This is a genomic window from Bradyrhizobium sp. ORS 375 (assembly GCF_000239775.1).
Taxonomy (GTDB): Bacteria; Pseudomonadota; Alphaproteobacteria; order Rhizobiales; family Xanthobacteraceae; genus Bradyrhizobium.
Genome location: NZ_CAFI01000048.1, coordinates 1 through 23,056, shown reverse-complemented (window position 1 = coordinate 23,056; position 23,056 = coordinate 1). Strand labels below are relative to the sequence as shown.

Sequence of the window (23,056 nt, the reverse complement as noted above, 5' to 3'; positions counted from 1 at the left end):
TCTGGTAGAGCGCCTGGACGGCGGCGAGACGCGCGGCGCCGCGGCGGTTGGCCTTGCGGTCGGTGTTGGCGCGGATCGGGCCCTTGAACGGTCTGTTGCTGCTCTCGGCCATCTCAGCCTCGCGACAGACGGCGTTTGATGCGCAGCACGGCGAGCGCGGCGCGGGCGGCATCGCCGCCCTTGTTCATCTCGGAGACGCGGGCGCGCGCCCACGCCTGGTCCTCGTTGTTGACGGTCAGGATGCCATTGCCGAGCGGCAGTCCACGCGCGACCGACAGGTCCATCAGCGCCCGGGAGGACTCCTGCGAGACGATCTCGAAATGAATGGTGTCGCCGCGGATCACGCAGCCGAGCGCGATCGCGAGATCATAAGGCTTGCCAGTCTTGGCAGCCGCATCGAGCGCGATGGCAATGGTCGCCGGGATCTCCAGCGATCCGGTGACGGTGAGGACGTCATAGCTCACGCCGGCCGCCTTCAGCTCGGCGGTCGCGCCCTCCAGCATCGCGTCCTGGATGTCGTCGTAGAAGCGGGCCTCGACGATCAGCGCGCGAGCGCCGGTGATGTCGGTCTGGTCTTTGAGCGGCGCGCGCCGTGCGTCTGCCATGGTTCGGTTTCCATTGTCTTCAGCTGCCTCGCCTCTGGAGCGGCCAATCGGCCGCATCGCGAAAGGCGAGATGAAATTGGCCTCATGCTGCGAACCGGCGCATCAGCGCCGCCTCGTCATGAGGGCTGGCCTTGTAGGCGCGAGCGCCGGCAAAGCCAAGACGGAAAGCCTCGCGCGGAGGCTACTTCATTTCCGTGAGGCGCGCCGCGTAGCGCGCCATCAGGTCGACCTCGATATTGACCTCGCTGCCGGCCTGCCAGGACGACAGTGTGGTCACGCTCAGGGTATGCGGGATGATCAGGACCGAGAAGGTCACCTCGTCCACGGTGTTGACCGTGAGCGAGACACCGTCGAGGGTGATCGAGCCCTTGGTGGCGATGAAGCGCGCCAGCTCGCGCGTGGTCTTGAACACGAACCGCGCCATATCCGGCAGGTTCTCGCGGCTGACGATGGTGGCGATGCCGTCGACATGGCCGGAGACGATGTGGCCGCCGAGCTCGTCGCCGATCTTCAGCGCCCGCTCGAGGTTGAGCTTCGTCCCGACGCGCCAGTGCTGGGCCGTGGTCAGTGCGAGCGTCTCAGCGGCGGCGTCGACCTCGAACCACGTCTTCCCGTCGGCTGTGCCCGACTGCACAACCGTGAGGCAGACGCCATTGTTGGCGATCGATGCACCATCGGCGATCGTGGCCTGGTCATAGGCGCAGGCGATCCGCAGCCGGTGCAGCTTGCCTTCGGTCCGCGGCGTCAGGCTGACGATCTCGCCGATGTCGGTGACGATGCCGGTGAACATTACACGCGCTCGTAAATCGTAAGGGTGTCGGGATCGAGCGTTTCGCTAGCACGAACCCGATAGGCCGGCGACTGCGTGATTGCGGTCAGCGGCAATGCGTCCAGCGCAGCAATCCCGTCCGCGCCGATCTCGCCCGGACCGCGCAGCAGCCAGATCTCATCGACCAAGCCGCTCTGCATGAAAGACGATGCGACGCGGCTGCCGCCTTCGATCATCAGGCGGGTGATGCCCTTGTCGGCGAGCGCCTTGAGCACCGCAGGCGGCTCCAGCGCCGAGGGCTCCGCCTGCGGCGGCACGCGGATCACCTGGGCACCGGCAGCACCGAGCTTGGTCGCCGCCGCGGGCTCCGCAAGCGCTGAGGCGACCATCCAGAGCGGCGTGGTGCGCGCTGACTGCACCAGGCGGCTGGTCATGGGCAGCCGAAGCATCGGATCAAGCACGACGCGGACGGGCGAGCGGGCCTCCATGCCCGGCAGCCGGCAGGTCAGCAAGGGATCGTCAGCGATCGCGGTGCGGACGCCGATCAGGATAGCATCGCTCTGGGCGCGCAGCAGATGCACGCGCGTCCGCGCGGTCTCGCCGGTAATCGCGACCGGCTTGCTGCCGGCGGCAGCAATCTTGTCGTCAGCGGAAACCGCGAGCTTGAGGATGACGTGCGGCCGGGCATCGCGGATGCGCCGGAAATGGCCGGCATGGTCGCGCTTGGCGTCCGCCGAGCACAGCCCAACCTCGACCTGAATGCCTGCCGCGCGCAGCTTGGCATGCCCCTGCCCCGCGACCTCCGGATTGGGATCCTCGATCGCAGAGACGACGCGGCTGATGCCGGCGGCGATGACCGCATCGACGCAGGGCGGCGACTTGCCGACATGCGAGCACGGCTCCAAAGTCACATAGAGCGTCGCGCCCTTGGCCGCCTGGCCCGCGCGCCGCAGCGCTTCCGGCTCGGCATGCGGCCGGCCGCCCGGCTGGGTCCAGCCACGGCCGACGATCACGCCGTCCTTGACCACAACGGCGCCCACCGCAGGGTTTGGCCACGTGCGCCCGAGGCCACGACGGCCGAGCGTCAGCGCGAGCTGCATGTAGCGGCGATCGGCGTCCTTCTGCGCCTTGAGCTTCTCGCCGACCTGATCGACCAGCACCCGGAAGATCATTTGCGGACCGGCGCCAGCCGCGGGGCTTCGTCCTCCGCCGAGAGCTCGCCGAGCACCGCCTCGAAGTCCTTGGCCTCGCGAAAGTTGCGATAAACCGAGGCGAAGCGGACATAGGCGACGTCGTCGAGGTCGCGCAGATGCTCCATCACGATCTCGCCGATGGCCTCCGAGGACACCTCCGACTCGCCGCCGCTCTCGAGCTCGCGCACGATCGCCGACACCATCTTCTCGACCCTTTCAGGATCGACCGAGCGCTTGCGCAGCGAGATCTGCACCGAGCGCATCAGCTTGTCGCGGTCGAACGGCACGCGGCGGCCGTTGCGCTTGATGACGGTGAGTTCGCGCAGCTGCACCCGCTCGAAGGTCGTGAAGCGGAAGTTGCAGGTGACGCAGACCCGCCGTCGCCGGATCACCGAGGAATCCTCGGTGGGGCGGGAGTCCTTCACCTGCGTATCGAGGCTGTTGCAGCTCGGGCAGCGCATGTCGCCTTAAGCCTTACTGGTAGATCGGGAACCGGTCGGTCAGCGCCTTCACCTTCTCCTTCACCGCGGCTTCCACCAGCGGCGCGCTGCCATCCGGCGCCTGCGCGATCGCGTTCAGCACCTCGGCGATCAGGCTGCCGACCTGCTGGAATTCGGCTACGCCGAAGCCGCGGGTCGTCGCCGCGGGCGTGCCGAGACGCAGGCCCGAGGTGACGAACGGCTTCTCGGGGTCGAACGGAATGCCGTTCTTGTTGCAGGTGATGCCGGCGCGGACCAGCGCCTTCTCGGAGACGTTGCCCTTCAGCCCCTTCGGCCGGAGGTCGACGAGCATGAGGTGGTTGTCGGTGCCGCCGGACACGATGTCGAAGCCTTGCGCGCGCAGCGATTCCGCCAGCGCCTTCGCGTTCTCCACGATGTTCTTCGCGTAGGTCTTGAACTCCGGCCGCAGCGCTTCTGCGAACGCCACCGCCTTGGCGGCGATCACGTGCATCAAGGGACCACCCTGCAGGCCCGGGAAAATCGCCGAGTTGAACTTCTTGGTGAACTGCTCGTCGTTCCACAGGATCAGGCCACCGCGCGGGCCGCGTAGCGACTTGTGGGTGGTCGTGGTGGTGACGTGGGCATAGGGCACCGGCGAGGCATGGACGCCACCGGCGACGAGGCCGGCGAAGTGGGCCATATCGACCAGCAAATAGGCGCCGACGCTGTCGGCGATCTCACGGAAGCGCTTGAAGTCCCACGGGCGCGAATAGGCGCTGCCGCCGGCGATGATCAGCTTGGGCTTCACTTCCTCGGCCTGCTTCGCCACCGCATCCATGTCGATCAGGTGGTCGTCACGACGCACGGTGTAATGCGCGGCCTTGAACCACTTGCCGGACATGTTGACGGGCGAGCCGTGGGTGAGATGGCCGCCGGCGGCGAGGTCGAGGCCCATGAAGGTGTCGCCAGGCTGCAAGAGCGCCAGGAACACCGCCTGGTTCATCTGGCTGCCGGAGTTCGGCTGGACGTTGGCGAAGTTGGCGCCGAACAGCTTCTTGGCGCGGTCGATCGCGAGGTTCTCGGCGACATCGACCCATTCGCAGCCGCCATAATAGCGCGCGCCCGGATAGCCCTCGGCGTATTTGTTGGTCATCACCGAGCCCTGGGCCTCCAGGACCGCCCGACTGACGATGTTTTCCGAGGCGATCAGCTCGATTTCGTGCCGTTGCCGACCGAGCTCGCCCTTCACGGCGGAGGCGATCTCCGGATCGGCCTCGGCGAGGGTGGCGGAGAAGAAGGAATCGACGGACGAAGCGGGCTTGGCGCTGGAAGCGGTCATCGGCGGAATATCTCCACGTCCGCAAGACCTTAGGCGGTCTGCGGTCGGTTCGGTGAAGGCGGTCGGAAAAGACCCCTGCCCTCTACCATACGGGCGGCGGCAGGCCAAGGGACAGGCGAAGGAACAGGCCAGCCGTTGCGGGTCTAGCCCGGACTTTATGCCAGATATGGTGGACGCACGGCAGACAAAAGACCAGCCGAAGCCTAGGCCCCGCCGCACGTATGCGGGTCATCCGGCATCGTCCAGGACTCGTTGGTCCTCAGATTGGTGGTCTCGTAGACGCGGCCGCGGTCATCACCCGGCGGGCAGTCCTTGGGGATGGAAACGAGGCACATCCGGACGCGGTCGCCGATCTTGGAATGCGCCAATGCTGCGCTCCAGTCGTAGGACACCTGGGTGTCCTTGCTGGTGTACCGCACGAAGCTGCCGCCATCCTTGCCGGGTCTGGGCGGCCTGGACGGCAGCTTCTCGTTGAAGCGGGTCGAGATGGAGGCGATGGCCCGCTCGGCGCATTCCCCGATCTTGGTCGGGTTCTCGACCATCACCGCTGCGGCAGCCACGTGCGTCGCGTTGGTTGCCGGAGTTTCGTTCTGGGAGCAGGTCGCCATCATCAGCAGCGGCACGAACAGCGTGCGCGACATTCCGAACATCTCGCCCCCAAAAAACGAACAACCTGCATGAAACCGGACGGTCTCATACAGGTTGTCGGTATCATGAGGCAACCGCGCGGCGCGAGCATCGCCGCGCAGGACATCACAGGCCGGTGTAGCCCGCCTTCACCGGATCGACGCGGCCATCGAGCTGGCGCAGATAGGTCAGGCCGCACACGGTCAACCGGTGCGGGTCGCGCTCGCCTGCCTCGAAAAGCGTCTGGATGTAGGCGCTGACCTTCTGGCGCGCTTCCTCGCTGGCCGCAGCGGTGCGGTTCGCCAGCAGGTCGTACGTATGCATGATGCGATCGATGGCGGCTTCCATATCATCCCCTCTTGATGATCAGGCCTGACGGGCCATCTCGAACATCGAGATCGCCTTGTTCGCGAGCCTGAGCTTGTTGAATTCTCCGCGGTGGATCAGCTGCACGATGATGTCGACGAGCTGCTCATTCGGCGCGATCGTGTCCGGCAACGCTCCAGACAGGTGCAAATAATTGGCGGCGATCGCGTAGGAGTCGGCGACCACCTCCACGTTCATGACCTGCATTCCACGATCGTGCAGCATGATCCGACCTCCGGCGGGACAAGTCGTGGAGGCGCGATTGGTTCCAGTTCGCAACGCATGTTTTTCGCAAGCGCGAACAAGTGCGGCGCGACCACAAGAAAAAGCGCCGGCCCGCAAGGGCCGACGCCAGGTCGAATTCAGACGATCAACGGCTTGGCCGGTCTTGATTCCGATAGCGGAAGCCGGCTCAGCCGAAACGATGTGCGCAGATCACAGCCGATACAGGATCTGGTCGGTCCAGAACCGCTCGAGGCGATGCAGCGACTTGTTGAGCGTGGAGAACTCCTCGCCCGAGATGCCGCCGACCTGCTCCACGGTCTTGACGTGCTTCTGATACAGCGCGTCGACGATGCGGCGGATCTCCTGGCCCTGCGGCGTCAGGCGGATGCGGACCGAGCGGCGATCGACGCGCGAGCGCTGGTGATCGAGGAAACCGAGCTCGACCAGCTTCTTCAGATTGTAGGAGACGTTGGAGCCGAGGTAGTAGCCGCGCGTGCGCAGCTCGCCCGCGGTCAGCTCCTTGTCGCCGATGTTATAGAGCAGCAGCGCCTGGACGGAATTGATATCTGAACGGCCACGGCGGTCGAACTCGTCCTTGATGACGTCGAGCAGGCGGCGGTGCAGCCGCTCCACCAGCGTCAGCGCTTCCAGATACAACGACTGCACGGTGCCGCCCTGGCCCGGCGCAGCAGTCTCCACGGCCGTCGCAACGGCTTTCATCATGACACTTCCCCTGTCGTCGTTTTTGTCGACTTATTCGACGAAACTTTTGTCCCGTCTGATAGAGCGAACTTAAGGGGGGTGCTTTGAAGATCGCCTTAAATAAGAGCATAAAGAGAGAATGAATCGCGGAGAGTGAATCGTCTTTTAATTCAGTAATTACAGAGGCTTTTGCAAGAGTCCGTTGACGGTCGAGGCGCGATGTTCGCGTTTTGTTTTACCCACCTGTCGCATTCCAAAACACGCTTGGGTAGCGCCGCTAAGGTCTCTGTAACAGCTGTGGCAGGCGGCCTTAAGGTGTTCGAAACATTACTTGCAGGGCGCTGAAAAGATTTACGCCGTGCAACGAATGGAACGCACCACCTACGGTGGTCGCTCGCGCGCGGCCATCCAGGCCAGAACGAGATAGGCGGCGAGCATGAGCGCCTCGCCGGCGACCACCGCGAGATTGCCGCCATAGATGCCGGGAAACATCAGCTCGATCACGGCCATCGACACGACCGTGGTCAGCCACACGACCGCGCCCCACGGCGTCGCCAGCCACAAGCCTACAGCGGCCACGAGCTCGATCACTGCGAAGTAGACGGTTGCGGCCTGCCAGGCCATGGCCTGGTTCTCGAACGCGTCGTCCTCGCCGCCGATGAAGCCGGTGACCTGCGCCCAATGATACAGCCCCTTGGCAATCGACAGCATCGCCATCACCCGCAGGAACAGCACCAGCCGGCGGGTCCAGACGTTGTCATCGCCTTCCCGCCGGTCCGAGGACATCGCGGCAATCGACATCGCGGCGTTGTCGCGCGCCAGATCCCGCGCCGAGGGAATCTCAGGCATGGCAGCTCGCGCAGGTCGGGCACGTCGTCATCGGGAACATCGGGGCTCTCAAGACCAGGAGGATGGCGATTCTTGGCCAGGAGTTTCGGCCGGCCGGCACCGTGAAACCAACCGGGGCGGAAATCAACCCGGGCCGCTTGCGTCAGGTCAAGTGACGGGCAGCGTGCAAAGTGCTACAGATTGTTGGAATACCAACAATCAAAATCCGGCTCGCCGGCCAGCTCAAGGAGCCAGCACCCCATGGCGATCAAATTCGGGCGCCCGATCGATGTGCGCGACGTCGCGCGTAACCCCGCCACGGGAACCCCGCCGGTGCTCGATTTGACCATCCGCCCCCGCCGTAACCGCAAGGCCGAATGGGCCCGCCGCCTGGTCCGCGAGAACGTCCTGACCACCGACGATCTGATCTGGCCGCTGTTCGTCGTGCAGGGCGACCGGACCCGCAGCACCGTCGCCTCGATGCCCGGCGTAGAGCGGCTGAGCGTCGACGAGATCGTCCGTGACGCCGAGCGCGCCGCCAAGCTCGACATCCCCTGCATCGCGCTGTTCCCCTACACCGACCCGTCGCTGCGCGACGAGCACGGCTCGGAGGCCTGCAATCCCGACAATCTGGTCTGCCAGGCGGTGCGCGCAATCAAGAAAGAGTTCCCGGACATCGGTGTGCTCTGCGACGTCGCATTGGACCCGTTCACCAGCCACGGTCACGACGGCCTGATTCGGGACGGCCGCATTCTCAACGACGAGACGGTTGCGGTGCTGGTCCGCCAGGCGCTGGTGCAGGCCGAAGCCGGCTGCGACATCATCGCGCCATCGGACATGATGGACGGCCGCGTCGGCGCGATCCGCCAGGCGCTCGACCAGTCAGGCTTCCTCGACGTGCAGATCATGGCCTACGCGGCCAAATACGCCTCTGCCTTCTACGGCCCGTTCCGCGACGCGATCGGTTCGGCCAAGACGCTGACCGGCGACAAGCGCACCTATCAGATGGACAGCGCCAATACCGACGAGGCGCTGCGCGAGGTCGAGCTCGATATCGCCGAGGGCGCCGACATGGTGATGGTGAAGCCGGGCATGCCCTATCTCGACGTCGTCCGGCGCGTGAAGGACACCTTCTCCATGCCGACCTTCGCCTATCAGGTGTCGGGCGAATACGCGATGATCGCAGCGGCCGCCAACAACGGCTGGATCGACGGCGACCGCGCGATGATGGAGAGCCTGCTCGCCTTCAAGCGCGCCGGCGCCGATGGCGTGCTCACCTATTTCGCGCCCCAGGCCGCCGAGCGGCTGCGCCGCCAAAGCTGAGCTGAAAAGGCTGAGCCGCTTGGCTCGTCGCGACGGGCGCCACGCCCGCCGCTGTCGGAAAGGTTGGCCGCCCCGGCCCCATAAATCGCGAGATTGCCGAAAATTTGCCGCGCGCGTTGCAAGGATCGCCCCTTGCAAGCGCCTGCGTTGTTCCCATGTCCTGGTGGCCAATTCGGGAGGGTACTTCGATGGCGTATACGGGCCCCGGCAATGGCGGCGGCTGGTCCACCGGTGGACCGGGCGTACGGCCGCATGCGTATGATCCCACTCAGCAGCCGGAGCTGTTTCGCGGCGTGCTGACGCGGCGGATGATTGCCTTCCTGATCGATCTGCTGGTGCTCTCGGTGCCGGTGATCCTGGGGGTGATCTTCATCTTTTTGTTCGGCATCGTCACGCTCGGCCTCGGCTGGGCACTGTTCTGGCTGGTGTCGCCGGCCGCGGTGATCTGGGCCATCGTCTATTACGGGGCCACCATCGGCGGCCCGAACTCGGCAACGATCGGCATGCGGATGATGGATCTGGAGTTGCGCACCTGGTACGGCGCCCCGGGGTACTTTGTGCTCGGTGCCGTGCACGCGGTGTGCTTCTGGATTTCGGTGTCGGTGCTGTCGCCCTTCGTGCTGCTGGTCGGACTGTTCAACGGACGCCGTCGGCTGCTGCATGATTTCGTGCTCGGCACCGTCGTCATCAACACGTCGGTGCGGGCGCAGCTGAGCGAACCCGCCCGCACATGGTGAGACCTCAGGTGGCGCATCAAAAGCGATTGACCCGCCGCCTTCGGAGCGCAATTCTGTTCACAATGGCCTCGGAGGCTCACGACGTTCCTTGACCCAGCATTCGCGTGACACCCCGCAATTCTACCTGACCGCGCCGTCGCCCTGCCCGTATCTGCCGGGCCGACAGGAGCGCAAGGTGTTCACGCATCTGGTGGGTGACAAGGCGACCGATCTCAACGACCTCCTGACCCATGGCGGCTTCCGCCGCAGCCAGTCGATCGCCTACCGTCCCGCCTGCGATCAGTGCCGCGCCTGCGTCTCGGTCCGTGTGATCGCCAACGAATTCCGCCCCTCGCGCAACTTCCGCAAGGTGCTGGCGCGCAACTCCGATCTGGTCGGCGAGCAGCGCAGCGCGGTGCCGACATCAGAGCAATATTCGATCTTCCGCAGCTATCTCGATCAGCGCCACCGTCACGGCGGAATGGCCGACATGACGGTGCTCGATTACGCCATGATGGTCGAGGACAGCCATGTCGAGACGCGAATCATCGAGTACCGCAAGCGGAACCTGAGCAATGGCCCGAACGCCCGCGGCGGCGAGCTGGTCGCGGTGGCTCTGACCGACGTGCTCAGCGACGGGCTGTCGATGGTGTATTCGTTCTTCGACCCGTCCGAGACCACGCGCTCGCTCGGCACCTTCATGATCCTCGATCACATCGCGCGCGCCCGACGCCAGGGGCTGCCTTACGTCTATCTCGGCTACTGGATCGAGGGCTCCAAGAAGATGGACTACAAGAGCCGCTATCTGCCGCAACAGCGGCTGGCCGCCGCCGGCTGGCTGCGCGTCGATGCTGAGGATGGTGCGGCGCCCGAGCCGCAGGAGTGAGGCGCGCGAATAGAAGGTCGCCAGCAGCGGATAAAGGTCATTCCTTTTCGCTGCCCCATATTCGCTTATCCGTCCTCTTCAACCGGTCGCCAGGTCCCATACCAGCTTCCCATTGAGCACGATGATCGCGACCGCGATCAAGCCGGCGATCGCCGTCAGCCAGCGCGGTGCCACAAACTGCCCCATCTTGGCGCGGCTCGCCGTGATCAAGACCAGCGGCACGATCGCGAACGGCAATTGCAGACTGAGCACGACCTGACTGAGGATCAGAAGCTGCCCGGTTGCCTTCTCGCCGGCCCAGATCGTCACCACGACGGCCGGCACGATGGCAATCATGCGGGTGATCAGGCGGCGCAGCCAGGGCGCGATCCGCCAATGCAGGAAGCCTTCCATCACGATCTGCCCGGACAGGGTCGCGGTGATGGTCGAGTTCAGGCCGCAGCACAGCAGCGCGATCGCAAACAGCGTCGGCGCCAGCGTCGACCCGAGCAGTGGGGCCAGGAATGAATGCGCCTGGTCGAGCTCGGCGACATCGTGCTGCCCGGTGCGATGGAACGTCGCCGCGGCCAGGATCAGAATCGAGGCGTTGATGGTCAGGGCCAGACACAGCGCGATCGTTGAATCGATTGTGGAGAGCGTGATCGCTTCGCGCTTCTCCTCCGGACTGTCGCCATAGCCGCGGGTCTGCACCAGCCCGGAATGGAGATAGAGATTGTGCGGCATCACGGTCGCGCCGAGAATGCCGAGCGCCAAATAGAGCATCTCGGGATTGGCGATCAGCTGGCTGCTCGGCACAAAGCCCTTGATCACCTGAGCCCAGTCCGGCTGCGCCATGGCGATCTGGATAGCGAAGCACAGCGCGATGATTCCGAGCAGCGCGACCACAAAGGCCTCGATCCAGCGGAAGCCGAACGCCTGCAGCGCCAGGATCAGGAAGACGTCGAGCGCCGTGACGCAGACGCCGATCGACAGCGGCAGGCCGAACAGCAGACTGAGGCCGATCGCCGTACCGATCACCTCGGCCAGATCGGTCGCGGTGATCGCGATCTCCGCCGACAGCCATAGCGGCACCGACACCCAGCGCGGGGTGGAATCGCGGCAGGCCTGCGCCAGGTCGCGGCCGGTCGCCACACCGAGCCGGGTGCACAGCGACTGCAGCACAATCGCCATCAGGTTGGACAGCAGCGCGACGGATAGCAGCACGTATCCGAACTTGGACCCACCGGCGAGCGAGGTCGCCCAGTTGCCGGGATCCATGTAGCCGACTGCCACCAGATAACCGGGACCGAGAAAGGCGATCAGCTTTCGCCACAGCGAGCCTTTCGCGGAGGTTCGCACCGAGGCGAACATGTCCCCCAGCGACGGCTCGCCGCGCTCGTTGCGCCATCCATCGGCCATCAGGCGCTCGCTCGACTGAACCAGGCCATGGAGTTGCGAAAGGTCTGACGATTTTGCGTCCATTGCATCATTCTGAACGAAACCGACCTTTAATGCAACTTATTTGCAAGAGCGGATGATCCAAGCGATACCGGTCAGCGCCGGTGGAAATATTCGCATACCGCCCCATCATCGCAACTGCTCGGCTCTGCTGATTCGTATCCGACCTGACAGCGGCGCCCCGGCCATCACGTCGTCAGGATCCCATTGGCGGAAACCAACATGCTCGCTGCTCAACTCGGCCTCCGGCCCGTTTCGAACGCCTCAGCGCCTTGCAAGATCTGTGACGGTCCCGCCGACCTCTATGGGGTGGTCGACATGAACCGTCCTTGCCAGATCACGCAGGCGTCTCGTGCCCCGCTGACCGGCGTGCCGGTCTATTATCGTCGTTGCGCCGATTGCGGCTTCCTGTTCACGGACGCCTTTGATGACTGGAGCATCGAGCAGTTCAAGATCCACATCTATAACGACGGCTATGAAGCCGTGGATCCAGACTATCGGGTCAAGCGTCCCACCGACAATGCAGCGGCCGTCGCGCGCTTCTGGGCGCCGCATAAAGCCGGCATGCGCGTGCTGGACTTCGGCGGCGGCAACGATGTGTTCTGCACCAACCTGCGCGCCCATGGCTTTGCCGAAGCCGTCACCTACGACCCGATGGTGCCGGAGCATGCGACCCGCCCCGACGGCCAGTTCGATCTGGTGACCTGCTTCGAGACGCTCGAGCACATGCCCGATCCGCTGGCGGCGATCGGCGCCATGGCGGCGTGCGTCGCCGAACCGGGCGCGGTGTTCTACTCGACATTGACCCAGCCGGACGATTTCGACAGCCAGGGCATGTCGTGGTGGTACATCGGCCCGCGCAATGGTCACATCTCGATCTACACCAAGCATGCGCTAGCGCTCGCCTGGCACAGGTTCGGCTTCAAGACGGCGCCGCTGAATGCCGGCACGCATCTGGCGTTCCGCACGTTGCCGGAGCAATGGGGGCTCGCGGAAGCGTCGGGGACAGCCTGAGCGGCGCGCGAGCGGAGTGATCGGAAAGCGGGTGGGCGCGACGCGACTTGGCACCGATGATGGTCGCATCATCACCTCAGGTTCTCCCGACATGCTGCCGTCCTCCGCCCTGCCCGCCAGCTTCCATCGTCTCGCCTGGTCCAACCTCACGGCGCAATCGGCCGAGCAGATCGCGCTCGCCGCTGCGCCCATCGTGGCCGTGCTGGCGCTCGGCGTCGGCGAGGGTGAGACCGGCCTGTTGCAGACGGCGCTGACGGCGCCGTTCGTGTTGTTCGCGATTCCCGCCGGCCTGCTCGCCGACCGCATGCCGCGCCGGCGGCTGATGGCTGCGGCTGAAGCGCTGCGGGCGCTGGCGCTGCTTGTGATCGTCGTGACCTTTGCGACCGGCGGTCTCAGCCTGCCACTGCTCGCGCTGCTCGGCTTCGCGGCCGTATGTGGCACGGTCGTGTTCAGTGTCGCCGCGCCGGCCCTGGTGCCGAGCCTCGTCCCCCCGACGCAGTTGGCCGCCGCCAATGCGCGGATCGAGCTCGCCCGCACCGCAGCCTTCGCCGCCGGTCCCGCGCTCGGCGGCATGCTGGTCGGCTGGATCGGCGGCGCGCCCGCCTTCGGCGTCGCCGCCGCGCTGTCGCTGATCGCCACCCTCTGCCTCGCCGGCATCAATGAGCCCGCCCGCACCGCAGTGCCGCGCCGCCATCCCATCGCCGACATCAAGGAAGGCGCCGCCTTCGTGCTGAACCATCCGCTGCTGCGGCCGGTGTTCGTGACGCAGTTCATCTTCAACACTGCGCACTTCCTGCTGCTCGCGGTGTTCGTGCCCTATGCGGTGCGCCGGCTGGGCCTGTCGGCGGAAGGCATCGGCACGGTGATGTCGATGTTCGGCATCGGCATGGTCTGCGGCGCGCTGCTGGCGACGCGTGTGCTGCGGCGACTGCCGTTCGGCACCGTGATTGGGCTGGGTCCCGTCACCGGCTTCGTGGCAGCGCTGGTGATGGCGCTCACGACGTTGGTTCCCTCTCCGCTCCTTTCCGCGCTGAGCTTCTTCCTGCTCGGCGCCGGACCGATCCTCTGGGTGATCTCGACCACCACCCTGCGCCAGTCGGTGACGCCGGCGGGGCTGCTCGGACGCGTCTCGGCGATCAACATCCTGAGCTACGGCGCCCGCCCGCTGGGCTCGTTGCTCGGGGCCATCGTCGGCGGCCGCTACGGCGCCGACGCCTGCCTCTATCTCGCTGCCGCTATTTTTGGCCTGCAGGCGCTGGTCATCCTCACCTCGCCCGCGGTTGCGATCGCGCGTCAGCCGGAGCCGCAGGCAGTCTAGCGATAGACCAGGATCGGCACGCTCGAATGCGTCAGCACCTTCAGCGTCTCGCTGCCCAGGATCGCGGAGACGCCGCGCAGTCCATGCGAGGCCATCAGCACCAGGTCGCAGTCCTCGTTGCGCGCCGTCTCGACGATCGCCTCATACGGCTTGTCGTGCTCGACGCAGAGCGTGGCGCAGCTGACCCCCGCCTGTTCCGCGTCATCCTTGACGTGATCGAGATATTTCGCGGTCTGATCGGCCACCAGCGACTTGTATTGCGCCAGCGCCTTGGTCGCGGCGTGGGGATCGACGACGAGGGAATGCAGCGGCGTCGACACCACCAGCGCGGTGACCTTGGCGCCCGTCGCCTTGGCCAGCGCGACGCCGTGCTTGATCGCGGCCTTGGATAGATCGGAACCGTCCGTCGGCAGCAGGATATGCTTGTACATGCGTTTGTCTCCCGGCGGATGATGCTGGGCAGACTCGCATCTGGCGGGCATTGACGTGGGTCAAGGGTGCGACATCTCGTCCGACAGATAGCTCTCATAAGCCCGCGTCGCCGATGGATTAGCCGCAATCTCCGGATCGAGCGTGTAGAGATCCTGCGCGCGGCCGATGCCGCGCAAAGCGTAGCGGCCGGTCGAGACGAGGTAGCGGCGTCCCTCCTCGTCGAGCCCCGCGCAGAACTCCGAGGACGCCAGCAGCTCACGATCGACCGAGCGGCACATCGAGGCGATGCGGCTGACCTCGTTCACCGCCGGCCCCACGACGGTGAAATCGAGCCGGTCGTCGCTGCCGATGTTGCCGTAGAACACCTCGCCGAGATGCAGGCCGACATAGGCGGAGGTGACCGGACGGCCCTCGCCGGCGCGCCGCGCGTTCAGCCTCGCGATGTTGAGCCGGAAGCGGTGCTCGGCGCGCAGCGCCGCTTGACGCGCCGCGCCCATGTCGCCGCCGGTGAAGATCGCCAAGACGCCATCGCCGATCAGCTTCAGCACATCGCCGCCGGAGTCGTAGATCGCCTCGATCGACGCCTCGGCATAGTCGTTGAGCAGCGGGATGATCTCGTCCGGCGAGATACTCTCGGAAATCGCCGTCGAGCCGCGCAGGTCGGAAAACCACAGCACCGCGGTGATGCGCTCGGTGACGCCGCGGGAGATGCGGCCACGCAGCACCTGCTCGGAGGCGTCGCGGCCGAGATAGACGCGTCCGAGCGTGCGGACGATATCGACCTGCTGCGCGGATTTGATCGCCAGCGCCAGCAGCGGAATGAGGTCGCGCAATGCCGCCATCTGCAACTCGGTGAAGCCGCCGTCGCGCCGCGTCAGCCAATAGGAATAGAAGCAATCCATCTGGCCCAGCGTCCCTGCCTCGCCAAACTGATGCACGAAAGCGAGGAAGTGCCGGTGTCCCTTGGCCGAGAGGTCGTGGATCATCGAGAAGTCGAGATGGCCGCAATTCGTCAGGTCGATGCTGAACTCGTCATGGCCCTTTTCCAGCATGTGGTGGAACACCGAGCGGCGCCAGTTCTGCGCGGCTTCACCGTCGTTGCTCGAGCCGTATTCGAAGCTGTCGGACTCGTTGCTGGCGGTCTCGTTCCAGCGAAAGCCACGCCCTTCGAAGATCGGATGCAGCGTGTCGATGAAGGTCAGCCCGCGGGACAGTTCGAGCCCGGCCGCACGGCAGCGCTCGCAAAAGCCGCGCAGAATGTCGTTCTCCCGCCGTCCGGTCAGGCTCTGGGCGACGAGCCAGTTGATCAGATCGAGGCGGGCGGTGAGGTCCATATATCCAACTCGTCAACGCTGCGTTCGGGAGAGGTCACGTCGCGGTCCAGCTCACCACCTCGCCATCCTCCTTGGTGAACGAGGACACCGGATGATCGAGCAGGTCGAGCACGAGCTCGGACGGACGGCACAGCCGCGCGCCCTTGCCCGTCACCACGATCGGCCGGTTGATCAGGATGGGATGGACGAGCATCGCCTCGATCAGCTGGTCGTCAGTCCATTTGGGATCGCCGAGTCCCAGCTCGGCATAGGGCGTCCCCTTCTCACGCAGCACGTCGCGCACCTTCACGCCCATCGCATTGATCAGCGCGACCAGTTGCTCGCGAGTCGGCGGCGTCTTCAGATATTCGATCACATCCGGCTCTTCCCCGGAGGCGCGGATCATCGCCAGCGTATTACGCGACGTGCCGCAGGCCGGATTGTGAAAGATCGTGACAGTCATCGAAACAGGCCCCCAACTTCAATCGATATCCAGGTCTCAGGCATGCAGACCTTGCTCCACCTCGACGGTGACATGGCTCAAGCCGCGCAGATCCCTCAGGCGCTGCTTGTACATGGCCGGCGCCAGAGGTGAATTAGAGACGATCGAAACGACGACGGCGCGATGACCGGGCCCGACCTGCCACAGATGCAGGTCGGTGACGCGGTCGCCGCTTGCTTCCAACCGCGCCCTGATCGTCGCCTCCAGCCGCCGGTCGCCATTGACGTCGAGCAGCACCGCACCGGCATCGCGGATCAGCCCAAAGGCCCAGCTGGCGATCACGGCGCTGCCGACCAGGCCGACAGCAGCGTCGGCCCAGCTCCAGCCCAAATACATGCCGATCAGCAGCGCGCCGATCGCCAACAACGAGGTCGCCGCGTCCGCCAGCACGTGCAGATAGGCGGCGCGCAGATTGTTGTCGTGGTGGCCATGGTGATGGTCGTGATCGTGATGATGGTCGCCGTGATCATGATGGTGATGCTCGGCGTGGTGGGAATGGCCATGATGGTGATGCCCGTGCTCGCCGGCCAGCAGCCACGCGCTGACGAGATTGACGAGCAGACCGAGAACGGCCACCGCGATCGCCTCGCCATAGGCGATTGGCTGCGGGCTCAGCAGCCGGACCACGCTCTCATAGGCCACCTGGACCGCGATGATCAGCAGGATGAGCGCGCTGGAGAACGCCGCCAGTTCGCCGAACTTGCCGGTGCCGAAGGTGAAGGAGGGATTGCGGGCGTGCCGTCGGGCAAACAGATAAGCGAGCCCGGCGATGCCGAGCGCGGCCGCATGCGTCCCCATGTGCCAGCCGTCGGCCAGCAGCGCCATCGAACCGAACAGCGAGCCGGCCGCGATCTCGCCGGCCATCATCACCAGCGTCAGGCCGACCACGACCCAGGTGCGGCGCTCGTTGCGCTCGTGCTGGGCGCCCAGGAAGATGTGATCATGCGCCCAATGATCGGCTTGTGACGGCATCGGCCGTTCTCCTCATCGCTCTCGGCGCCCCGGAGGGCGCGGCACTCACGTTACCACAGGGCGAAGTAATCACCCTGCACCGCGATTGACAGCGCAAACCTGTTCCGCTGTAATGTTCCACATGGGGACATCGCGATCTCCCCACGAGGCGACAGGCCCAAGTATCGCGTCCCGTCATTTTGACACGAGGACGCATCATGTCATCCTTCGCATCGATTTCTCCTGACAAGCTCAGCCGTCTGATCGGAACCCCGCAGGGGCCGATCCTGATCGACGTTCGCACCGACGAGGATTTCGCCGCCGATCCACGGCTCATTCCCGGCGCGATCAGGCGCCCCGCGCTGGAGACCGCGCAGTGGAGCGGGGACTTCACCGGCCGCGCCGTCATCGTGATCTGCCAGCGTGGCGCCAAGCTGTCGCATGGCGCGGCGGCCTGGCTGCGCGTCGCCAAGGCCTCGGCCGAAAACCTCGAGGGCGGCTTCGAGGGCTGGAAGTCGGCTGCTTTGCCGCTCGTTCCGGTGGCCAGGTTGCCGCCGCGCGATGCGGAGGGACGGACCGTCTGGGTGACGCGCGCCCGGCCGAAGATCGACCGCATCGCCTGCGCCTGGCTGATCCGCCGCTTCGTCGATCCGCATGCCGTGTTTCTGTACGTCGCGCCGTCCGAGGTCATGGCGGTCGCCGAACGCTTCCAGGCAGCGCCGTTCGATGTCGAGAACACCTTCTGGAGCCATCGCGGCGAACTCTGCACCTTCGACGTGATGGTCGAGGAATTCGGGCTGGCGCTCCCTGCCCTGCAGCGCCTTGCTCTGATCGTCCGGGCGGCCGATACCGCCCGGCTCGATCTCAGCCAGGAGGCGCCGGGCCTGCTCGCCGCATCGCTCGGTCTGTCCCGCATGTACGATGACGATCTCGCCCAACTCGAGGCTGGCCTTGGCCTCTATGATGCGTTCTATCGCTGGTGCCGGGACGCGACCGGCGAATCGCACAACTGGCCGACCAACAAGGTGAAGCCATGACCGAGCTGGTCTCATCAACTGCCCCCACCGAGGCTGACGCCGGCCACGGCGTCAGCTTTGCCGAGGCGTTCAAGGTCTGGCTGCGTGTGGCACTGCTGTCGTTCGGCGGCCCGGCCGGCCAGATTGCGGTCATGCACCGGATCATCGTCGACGAGAAGCGCTGGGTGTCGGAGAGCCGGTTCCTGCATGCGCTCAATTACTGCATGCTGCTGCCCGGCCCGGAGGCGCAGCAGCTCGCGACCTATATCGGCTGGCTGATGCACCGGACGGTAGGTGGCCTGATGGCCGGCGGCCTGTTCATTCTGCCCGGCATCATCGCGATCATGGCCTTGAGCTGGATCTACGTCGCGTTCGGCCACGTCTGGTTCGTCGAGGCGCTGTTCTTCGGCCTGAAGGCGGCGGTGCTCGCGATCGTGGTCCAGGCCGTGGTGCGCGTCGGCAGCCGCGCGCTGCGCAACAACGTCATGATCGGGCTGGCGGCTGCGGCGTTCGTCGCGATCTTCTTCTTCGCGGTGCCGTTCCCTTTGATCATCATCGCCGCCGGCGTGATCGGCTATCTCGGCGCGCGCGCCGGACGGCCCGAATTCGCGGCGGCCGGTCATGGCTCCAGTGGCAATGGCGATGGCGACAGTGCGCTCGGCGAGGTGCTGCCGGATCATGCCAGGCCGAATGCACGGCGCACGCTGCTCACCGCGCTGTTCTGGCTCGCGCTGTGGCTGGTGCCAGTCGCCGCGATCGTTGCGGCGACCGGCACCACCAGCACGTTCAGTCAGATCGCGCTGTTCTTCAGCAAGATGGCGATGGTGACGTTCGGCGGCGCCTATGCGGTGCTCGCCTATGTTGGGCAGCAGGCGGTCGAGCACTATCATTGGCTCGCTCCGGCCGAAATGCTCGACGGTCTCGGCATGGCCGAGACCACACCGGGGCCGCTGATCATGGTGCTGCAATTTGTCGGCTTCATCGCGGCCGCGCGCGACCCCGGTTCGCTGTCGCCATTGATCGCCGGCACGCTGGGCGGCCTGCTCGCCACCTGGGTGACGTTTGCGCCGTGCTTCCTGTGGATCTTCGTCGGCGCGCCGTATATCGAGCGTCTGCGCGGCAACAAGGGGCTGGCCGGTGCGCTCGGGGCGATCACCGCGGCGGTGGTCGGCGTGATCCTCAATCTGTCGATCTGGTTTGCGCTGCATACGCTGTTCCGCAAGACCGTGCCGGTGAGCGGCTTCGGCCTCGACTTCGACGCGCCCGTGCTGTCGAGCGTCGATGTCCCTGCCCTCGTGCTGGCAATCGCCGCGGCAGTGGCGATCATCCGCTTCAAGCAGGGCATGCTGACCGTGCTCGCCGCGTCCTGCGCCGCCGGTGTTGTGCTCAGGCTGGCGGGGGTGAGCTGACGCATCACCGGCTCTCACACCACGTCGGCCGGCGCGAGCTTGCATGGCTTGCCGTCGGCCTCGATCTGCAGAGTCGGATGCTGGATGTTGAAGCGGCGGGAGAGCTCGGCGCAGACCTGGTGCAGGAAGGCATCGTCGGTACCGCCGGGGCAGACCAGATGCGCGGTCAGCGCGGTCTCGTTGGTGCTCATCGCCCAGACGTGGAGGTCGTGCACCTCGCTGACGCCGTCGAGCGAGGCGAGATAGTCACGCACCGCCGGCAGCGCGATGTCGCGCGGCACCGCGTCGAGCGCGAGATTGACGCTGTCGCGGGCGAGATCCCAGCCGCTGAGCAGCACCACGAACGCGATGACGATGCTCACGACAGGATCGACCCACAGCCAGCCGGTCCCAATCGTCACAAGCGCCGCGACGACGACACCGAACGACACCGCGGCATCGGCGGCCATGTGCAGGTAGGCGCCGCGGATGTTGAGGTCGGTGTCGCGGCCGCGCATGAACAGCAAGGCGGTGGCGCCGTTGATGACGATGCCCAGCGCCGCGACCCACAGCACGGTGGTGCCTGCGACCTCGCCGGGATTGCGCAGGCGATCGAACGCCTCGACGGCAATGCCGCCGACCACGAGCAGCAGCAGGCCGGCATTGATCAGCGCCGCCAGGATCGAGGCGCGGCGATAGCCGTAGGTGTGACGATCGGTCGGGCGCCGGCCGGACAGCCATAGCGCCCCCCAAGCCAAGAGCAGCGACATCACGTCGGAGAGATTGTGGACGGCGTCCGAGATCAGCGCCAGCGAGTTGGCGGCGTAGCCGAACACGAGCTCGGCGATGACGAAGGCCGTGTTGAGCGAGACGCCGATCGCGAACGCCGTGCCGAAGCTGGTGGGCGCATGGCTGTGGCCGGCGTGGGAGTGGGAGTGAGAATGGGCGTGGGAGTGACCATGGAGATGGTCATGATCGTGGTCGTCGTGATGTTGGTGTGAGTGCGCCATCTGACAACCTACAAGCTGACAACCTACCACGCGGTGCTGATCATTGGCTCAGCTGTCGTCCCGGCGAACGCCGGGACCCATAACCACCGGGGGCAATTGGTTGGCAGGCGTGTCGTTCCAGCTGCCCCTTCCTACGTCCTGGGGTTATCGGTCCCGGATCGGCGCCCCACGCGCTACGCGCGCGGGGCTTGCCCGGGACGACGACCTTTTTTGTCGTCGCGGTGAGTGGCAGACCGAAGAGGTATTCGATCGTCACTCCGCCCGCCTCACTCGATCGGCCGGTTGAACTTGTTCGACTTCGGCAGCCCCTGCGCGATGCGGCCGGCGTCGGCGCGGTTGCCGCGGTAGTCGGCAAGCTCCTTCCAGCTCAGCCCCTGGTCGCGGCCGGCGGAGTCCTTCCAGGCCAGGCCCTGCTTCTGCTCGAACGTGGTGACGTCGGAGAGCTGCGCGCTGGTGTATTTCTGCAGGCGGACGCCGCGGCCGCGCGCCATCTCCGGGACCTGGTCGAGCCCGAACACCACCATCTTGTGGTTGGTGCCGATCACCGCGACCTGATCGCCCGTCACCGTGCAGATTGCGCGCGCCTCGGCCGGCGCCGTCACGTTCAGCACCTGCTTGCCCTTGCGCGTGTTGCTGACGCAATCCTCTTCCTTGACCACGAACCCCTGGCCGTCGGACGCCGCCACCAGGAACTTGCGCTCGCCCTTGGTGACGAACATCGACACGATCGAGGCATCCTGGTCGAGGTCGATGAACATGCGGATCGGCTCGCCGTGGCCGCGTCCACCGGGCAGCTTGCCGACGTCGAGCGAGTAGAACTTGCCGTTGGTGGCGAACAGCAGCACCTTCGAGGTGTTCTCGGCGAAGAAGGATTGGCCGAGCTGATCGTCGGTCTTGAACTGCAGGTTCGACAGATCGGCGACGTGGCCCTTGAGCGTACGCACCCAACCCTTCTCGGAGACGACCACCGTCACCGGCTCGCGCTCGATGAAGGCCTCCTCGATGGCGGCGAGATCGTGCTCCGGCGCGTCGGCGAAATTGGTGCGGCGCTTGCCGAGCGGCGTCTTCGGCCCGAACATGTCGCGCACCGTCTTGACCTGCTCGCCGACCTTGGCCCACTGAATCTGCTCGGAGCCGAGCAGCTCGTTGATGCCCTTGAGCTCGCCGCGCAGGTTCTTGTCCTCGGTGCGGATCTCCATCTCCTCGAGCTTGCGCAGAGAGCGCAGCCGCATGTTGAGGATCGCCTCGGCCTGCACCTCGGTGAGCTTGAAGGTCTTCATCAACACCGGCTTCGGCTCGTCCTCGGTGCGGATGATCCGGATCACCTCGTCGATGTTGAGATAGGCGATCAGGTAGCCGCCCAAAATCTCCAGCCGGTTCTCGATCTGCTTCTTGCGGTAGTTCGAACGGCGGATCAGCACGTCGCGCAGATGGTCGAGCCATTCGCGCAGGCACTCGGCGAGGCCGACCACCTTCGGAATCTTGCCCTTGATGAGCACGTTGAGGTTCAGCGGAATCTTGCTCTCGAGATCCGTCAGCCGGAACAGCGATTCCATCATCAGCGCAGGATCGACGTTCTTCGACTTCGGCTCGATCACGAGACGCACGTCCTCGGCGGATTCGTCGCGGACGTCGCCGACCAGCGGCAGCTTCTTCTCGTTGAGCAGCTCGGCGATCTTCTCGACCAGACGCGACTTCTGCACGAGATACGGGATCTCGGTGATGACGACGACCCAGGTGCCGCGGTTGCCCTCTTCCTGCTTCCACTTGGCGCGGACGCGGAACGAGCCGCGCCCCGTGGTATAGGCCTCGATGATGGACTCCTTGGAGTCGATCACGGTGCCGCCGGTCGGGAAGTCCGGGCCTTTCACCCAGCGCAGCAGCGCGCGCGACTTGGCATCGGGCTTCTCGATCAGATGCAGTGCCGCGTCGCAGAGCTCGGCGGCGTTGTGCGGCGGGATCGAGGTCGCCATGCCCACGGCGATGCCCTGCGCGCCGTTGGCGAGCAGGTTCGGGAAGCCGCCGGGCAGCACCACCGGCTCCTTCGACTGGCCATCATAGTTCGGCCGGAACTCGACGCCGTCCTCGTCGATGCCCTCCAGCAGCAGACGCGCCACATCGGTCATGCGCGCTTCGGTGTAGCGGTAGGCCGCCGGGTTATCGCCGTCGATGTTGCCGAAATTGCCCTGGCCGTCGACCAGCGGATACCTCGACGAGAAGTCCTGCGCGAGCCGCACCATCGCGTCGTAGATCGCCTGGTCGCCATGCGGATGGAACGAGCCCATCACGTCGCCGACGATCTTGGCGGACTTCTTGAATGCCGTGCCGGGATCGAGCCGCAGCAGCCGCATGCCGTAGAGGATGCGCCGGTGTACCGGCTTGAGGCCGTCGCGGGCGTCCGGCAGCGCGCGGTGCATGATGGTCGAGAGCGCGTAGGCGAGGTAGCGCTCCTCCAGCGCATCGCGCAGCGCGACCTCGTGAATCTCCGCGGGCTCCGGCGGAATCAGTGATTTTCCCATTCGCGTAGAGCTTTCAGTGGGTTAGCCCAAATCAGGGGCCGACGTGAACGATTTGGGAACACGCTTTATGCGATGACGCGGCGCGGCGCAATGACGGGGCCGTCGGGTTCCGCCGGGGAATGAGCCGTATCCAACGG

At 65.7% G+C, this 23,056-nt stretch carries 24 protein-coding genes and 1 pseudogene; 7 read left to right on the top strand and 18 right to left on the bottom strand.

Annotated elements, in window-relative coordinates:
• The 11 genes and pseudogenes from BRAO375_RS38500 to BRAO375_RS04190 all read right to left on the bottom strand — a co-directional run.
• Positions 1-112: pseudogene (locus tag BRAO375_RS38500) on the bottom strand (transcription antitermination factor NusB); the annotation flags it as partial.
• Position 113: 1 nt separating this feature from the next.
• The gene (gene ribH, locus BRAO375_RS04235; protein WP_009026219.1) at positions 114-605 is read right to left on the bottom strand and encodes a 6,7-dimethyl-8-ribityllumazine synthase; all 492 of its coding nucleotides are present in this window, start codon (positions 603-605) and stop codon (positions 114-116) included.
• Positions 606-786: 181 nt separating this feature from the next.
• Positions 787-1,395 carry a riboflavin synthase gene (locus BRAO375_RS04230; RefSeq protein ID WP_009026218.1) on the bottom strand — a complete coding sequence of 203 codons (609 nt, stop codon included), beginning with the start codon at positions 1,393-1,395 and terminating at the stop codon, positions 787-789.
• On the bottom strand, positions 1,395-2,546 hold the full coding sequence (gene ribD / locus BRAO375_RS04225) for a bifunctional diaminohydroxyphosphoribosylaminopyrimidine deaminase/5-amino-6-(5-phosphoribosylamino)uracil reductase RibD (RefSeq protein ID WP_009026217.1): 1,152 nt from the start codon (positions 2,544-2,546) through the stop codon (positions 1,395-1,397). Before ribD ends, BRAO375_RS04230 begins: the two co-directional genes overlap by 1 nt.
• Positions 2,543-3,028, bottom strand: a complete 486-nt coding sequence (gene nrdR / locus BRAO375_RS04220; RefSeq protein ID WP_006612773.1) for a transcriptional regulator NrdR — start codon at positions 3,026-3,028, stop codon at positions 2,543-2,545. Before nrdR ends, ribD begins: the two co-directional genes overlap by 4 nt.
• 13 nt (positions 3,029-3,041) lie before the next feature.
• Positions 3,042-4,346, bottom strand: coding sequence for a serine hydroxymethyltransferase (gene glyA / locus BRAO375_RS04215; RefSeq protein WP_009026216.1), 1,305 nt, complete (start codon positions 4,344-4,346; stop codon positions 3,042-3,044).
• A 203-nt stretch (positions 4,347-4,549) separates the two neighbouring features.
• On the bottom strand, positions 4,550-4,987 hold the full coding sequence (locus tag BRAO375_RS04210; RefSeq protein WP_009026215.1) for a hypothetical protein: 438 nt from the start codon (positions 4,985-4,987) through the stop codon (positions 4,550-4,552).
• A 112-nt stretch (positions 4,988-5,099) separates the two neighbouring features.
• Positions 5,100-5,321, bottom strand: coding sequence for a hypothetical protein (locus BRAO375_RS04205; protein WP_009026214.1), 222 nt, complete (start codon positions 5,319-5,321; stop codon positions 5,100-5,102).
• An 18-nt stretch (positions 5,322-5,339) separates the two neighbouring features.
• Entirely contained in the window at positions 5,340-5,564 is a 225-nt protein-coding gene (locus BRAO375_RS04200) for a hypothetical protein (protein WP_009026213.1), read from the bottom strand.
• A 210-nt stretch (positions 5,565-5,774) separates the two neighbouring features.
• Positions 5,775-6,287 (bottom strand): transcriptional regulator LdtR, encoded by a 513-nt coding sequence (ldtR, locus tag BRAO375_RS04195; protein WP_009026212.1) that lies wholly within the window; start codon positions 6,285-6,287, stop codon positions 5,775-5,777.
• A 360-nt stretch (positions 6,288-6,647) separates the two neighbouring features.
• Positions 6,648-7,115, bottom strand: a complete 468-nt coding sequence (locus BRAO375_RS04190; protein ID WP_009026211.1) for a DUF6163 family protein — start codon at positions 7,113-7,115, stop codon at positions 6,648-6,650.
• A gap of 240 nt (positions 7,116-7,355) precedes the next feature.
• Here BRAO375_RS04190 and hemB point away from each other — a divergent pair, with 240 nt between their 5' ends.
• The 3 genes from hemB to BRAO375_RS04175 all read left to right on the top strand — a co-directional run bounded on the left by hemB (position 7,356) and on the right by BRAO375_RS04175 (position 10,019).
• On the top strand, positions 7,356-8,417 hold the full coding sequence (gene hemB, locus BRAO375_RS04185) for a porphobilinogen synthase (protein ID WP_009026210.1): 1,062 nt from the start codon (positions 7,356-7,358) through the stop codon (positions 8,415-8,417).
• 188 nt (positions 8,418-8,605) lie between these two features.
• On the top strand, positions 8,606-9,154 hold the full coding sequence (locus tag BRAO375_RS04180) for an RDD family protein (protein WP_009026209.1): 549 nt from the start codon (positions 8,606-8,608) through the stop codon (positions 9,152-9,154).
• A gap of 88 nt (positions 9,155-9,242) precedes the next feature.
• On the top strand, positions 9,243-10,019 hold the full coding sequence (locus BRAO375_RS04175) for an arginyltransferase (RefSeq protein ID WP_009026208.1): 777 nt from the start codon (positions 9,243-9,245) through the stop codon (positions 10,017-10,019).
• A gap of 78 nt (positions 10,020-10,097) precedes the next feature.
• Here the strand turns inward: BRAO375_RS04175 and BRAO375_RS04170 are convergent, their stop codons facing one another.
• Positions 10,098-11,480: an Nramp family divalent metal transporter gene (locus tag BRAO375_RS04170; RefSeq protein ID WP_035638889.1), complete on the bottom strand. Its 1,383-nt coding sequence runs from the start codon at positions 11,478-11,480 to the stop codon at positions 10,098-10,100.
• 198 nt (positions 11,481-11,678) lie between these two features.
• On the opposite strand from BRAO375_RS04170, the gene BRAO375_RS04165 reads away from it, so the two are divergent.
• Entirely contained in the window at positions 11,679-12,470 is a 792-nt protein-coding gene (locus BRAO375_RS04165; RefSeq protein WP_009026206.1) for a class I SAM-dependent methyltransferase, read from the top strand.
• Between the two features lie 91 nt (positions 12,471-12,561).
• Entirely contained in the window at positions 12,562-13,788 is a 1,227-nt protein-coding gene (locus BRAO375_RS04160) for an MFS transporter (protein ID WP_009026205.1), read from the top strand.
• Here BRAO375_RS04160 and BRAO375_RS04155 read toward each other — a convergent pair.
• Genes BRAO375_RS04155 through dmeF form a run of 4 tightly spaced genes read right to left on the bottom strand, consistent with a single transcriptional unit; the run spans position 13,785 to position 17,007 of the window.
• Complete coding sequence (locus BRAO375_RS04155) at positions 13,785-14,219, bottom strand: universal stress protein (RefSeq protein WP_009026204.1); 435 nt, start codon at positions 14,217-14,219, stop codon at positions 13,785-13,787. The genes BRAO375_RS04160 and BRAO375_RS04155 overlap by 4 nt on opposite strands.
• 60 nt (positions 14,220-14,279) lie before the next feature.
• Positions 14,280-15,554, bottom strand: a complete 1,275-nt coding sequence (locus BRAO375_RS04150; protein ID WP_009026203.1) for an adenylate/guanylate cyclase domain-containing protein — start codon at positions 15,552-15,554, stop codon at positions 14,280-14,282.
• 34 nt (positions 15,555-15,588) lie between these two features.
• Positions 15,589-15,996, bottom strand: a complete 408-nt coding sequence (gene arsC, locus BRAO375_RS04145) for an arsenate reductase (glutaredoxin) (RefSeq protein ID WP_009026202.1) — start codon at positions 15,994-15,996, stop codon at positions 15,589-15,591.
• A gap of 36 nt (positions 15,997-16,032) precedes the next feature.
• Positions 16,033-17,007: a CDF family Co(II)/Ni(II) efflux transporter DmeF gene (gene dmeF, locus BRAO375_RS04140; protein WP_009026201.1), complete on the bottom strand. Its 975-nt coding sequence runs from the start codon at positions 17,005-17,007 to the stop codon at positions 16,033-16,035.
• 197 nt (positions 17,008-17,204) lie between these two features.
• Here dmeF and BRAO375_RS04135 point away from each other — a divergent pair, with 197 nt between their 5' ends.
• The gene (locus BRAO375_RS04135) at positions 17,205-18,023 is read left to right on the top strand and encodes a chromate resistance protein ChrB domain-containing protein (protein WP_009026200.1); all 819 of its coding nucleotides are present in this window, start codon (positions 17,205-17,207) and stop codon (positions 18,021-18,023) included.
• Complete coding sequence (gene chrA / locus BRAO375_RS04130; protein WP_009026199.1) at positions 18,020-19,411, top strand: chromate efflux transporter; 1,392 nt, start codon at positions 18,020-18,022, stop codon at positions 19,409-19,411. The genes BRAO375_RS04135 and chrA overlap by 4 nt, the downstream gene beginning before the upstream one ends.
• A 14-nt stretch (positions 19,412-19,425) precedes the next feature.
• Here chrA and BRAO375_RS04125 read toward each other — a convergent pair whose 3' ends face one another.
• Both BRAO375_RS04125 and parC read right to left on the bottom strand, forming a co-directional pair.
• Positions 19,426-20,400 (bottom strand): cation diffusion facilitator family transporter, encoded by a 975-nt coding sequence (locus BRAO375_RS04125; protein WP_009026198.1) that lies wholly within the window; start codon positions 20,398-20,400, stop codon positions 19,426-19,428.
• Between the two features lie 266 nt (positions 20,401-20,666).
• Positions 20,667-22,919 carry a DNA topoisomerase IV subunit A gene (parC, locus tag BRAO375_RS04120; RefSeq protein ID WP_009026196.1) on the bottom strand — a complete coding sequence of 751 codons (2,253 nt, stop codon included), beginning with the start codon at positions 22,917-22,919 and terminating at the stop codon, positions 20,667-20,669.
• Between the last annotated feature and the right edge of the window lie 137 nt (positions 22,920-23,056).

Coding starts and splice junctions, on each gene's coding strand:
- ribH (WP_009026219.1), bottom strand. CDS start 605: ATGGCAGACGCACGGCGCGCGCCGCTCAAAGACCAGACCGACATCACC.
- BRAO375_RS04230 (WP_009026218.1), bottom strand. CDS start 1,395: ATGTTCACCGGCATCGTCACCGACATCGGCGAGATCGTCAGCCTGACG.
- ribD (WP_009026217.1), bottom strand. CDS start 2,546: ATGATCTTCCGGGTGCTGGTCGATCAGGTCGGCGAGAAGCTCAAGGCG.
- nrdR (WP_006612773.1), bottom strand. CDS start 3,028: ATGCGCTGCCCGAGCTGCAACAGCCTCGATACGCAGGTGAAGGACTCC.
- glyA (WP_009026216.1), bottom strand. CDS start 4,346: ATGACCGCTTCCAGCGCCAAGCCCGCTTCGTCCGTCGATTCCTTCTTC.
- BRAO375_RS04210 (WP_009026215.1), bottom strand. CDS start 4,987: ATGTCGCGCACGCTGTTCGTGCCGCTGCTGATGATGGCGACCTGCTCC.
- BRAO375_RS04205 (WP_009026214.1), bottom strand. CDS start 5,321: ATGGAAGCCGCCATCGATCGCATCATGCATACGTACGACCTGCTGGCG.
- BRAO375_RS04200 (WP_009026213.1), bottom strand. CDS start 5,564: ATGCTGCACGATCGTGGAATGCAGGTCATGAACGTGGAGGTGGTCGCC.
- ldtR (WP_009026212.1), bottom strand. CDS start 6,287: ATGATGAAAGCCGTTGCGACGGCCGTGGAGACTGCTGCGCCGGGCCAG.
- BRAO375_RS04190 (WP_009026211.1), bottom strand. CDS start 7,115: ATGCCTGAGATTCCCTCGGCGCGGGATCTGGCGCGCGACAACGCCGCG.
- hemB (WP_009026210.1), top strand. CDS start 7,356: ATGGCGATCAAATTCGGGCGCCCGATCGATGTGCGCGACGTCGCGCGT.
- BRAO375_RS04180 (WP_009026209.1), top strand. CDS start 8,606: ATGGCGTATACGGGCCCCGGCAATGGCGGCGGCTGGTCCACCGGTGGA.
- BRAO375_RS04170 (WP_035638889.1), bottom strand. CDS start 11,480: ATGGACGCAAAATCGTCAGACCTTTCGCAACTCCATGGCCTGGTTCAG.
- BRAO375_RS04165 (WP_009026206.1), top strand. CDS start 11,679: ATGCTCGCTGCTCAACTCGGCCTCCGGCCCGTTTCGAACGCCTCAGCG.
- BRAO375_RS04160 (WP_009026205.1), top strand. CDS start 12,562: ATGCTGCCGTCCTCCGCCCTGCCCGCCAGCTTCCATCGTCTCGCCTGG.
- BRAO375_RS04155 (WP_009026204.1), bottom strand. CDS start 14,219: ATGTACAAGCATATCCTGCTGCCGACGGACGGTTCCGATCTATCCAAG.
- BRAO375_RS04150 (WP_009026203.1), bottom strand. CDS start 15,554: ATGGACCTCACCGCCCGCCTCGATCTGATCAACTGGCTCGTCGCCCAG.
- arsC (WP_009026202.1), bottom strand. CDS start 15,996: ATGACTGTCACGATCTTTCACAATCCGGCCTGCGGCACGTCGCGTAAT.
- dmeF (WP_009026201.1), bottom strand. CDS start 17,007: ATGCCGTCACAAGCCGATCATTGGGCGCATGATCACATCTTCCTGGGC.
- BRAO375_RS04135 (WP_009026200.1), top strand. CDS start 17,205: ATGTCATCCTTCGCATCGATTTCTCCTGACAAGCTCAGCCGTCTGATC.
- chrA (WP_009026199.1), top strand. CDS start 18,020: ATGACCGAGCTGGTCTCATCAACTGCCCCCACCGAGGCTGACGCCGGC.
- BRAO375_RS04125 (WP_009026198.1), bottom strand. CDS start 20,400: ATGGCGCACTCACACCAACATCACGACGACCACGATCATGACCATCTC.
- parC (WP_009026196.1), bottom strand. CDS start 22,919: ATGGGAAAATCACTGATTCCGCCGGAGCCCGCGGAGATTCACGAGGTC.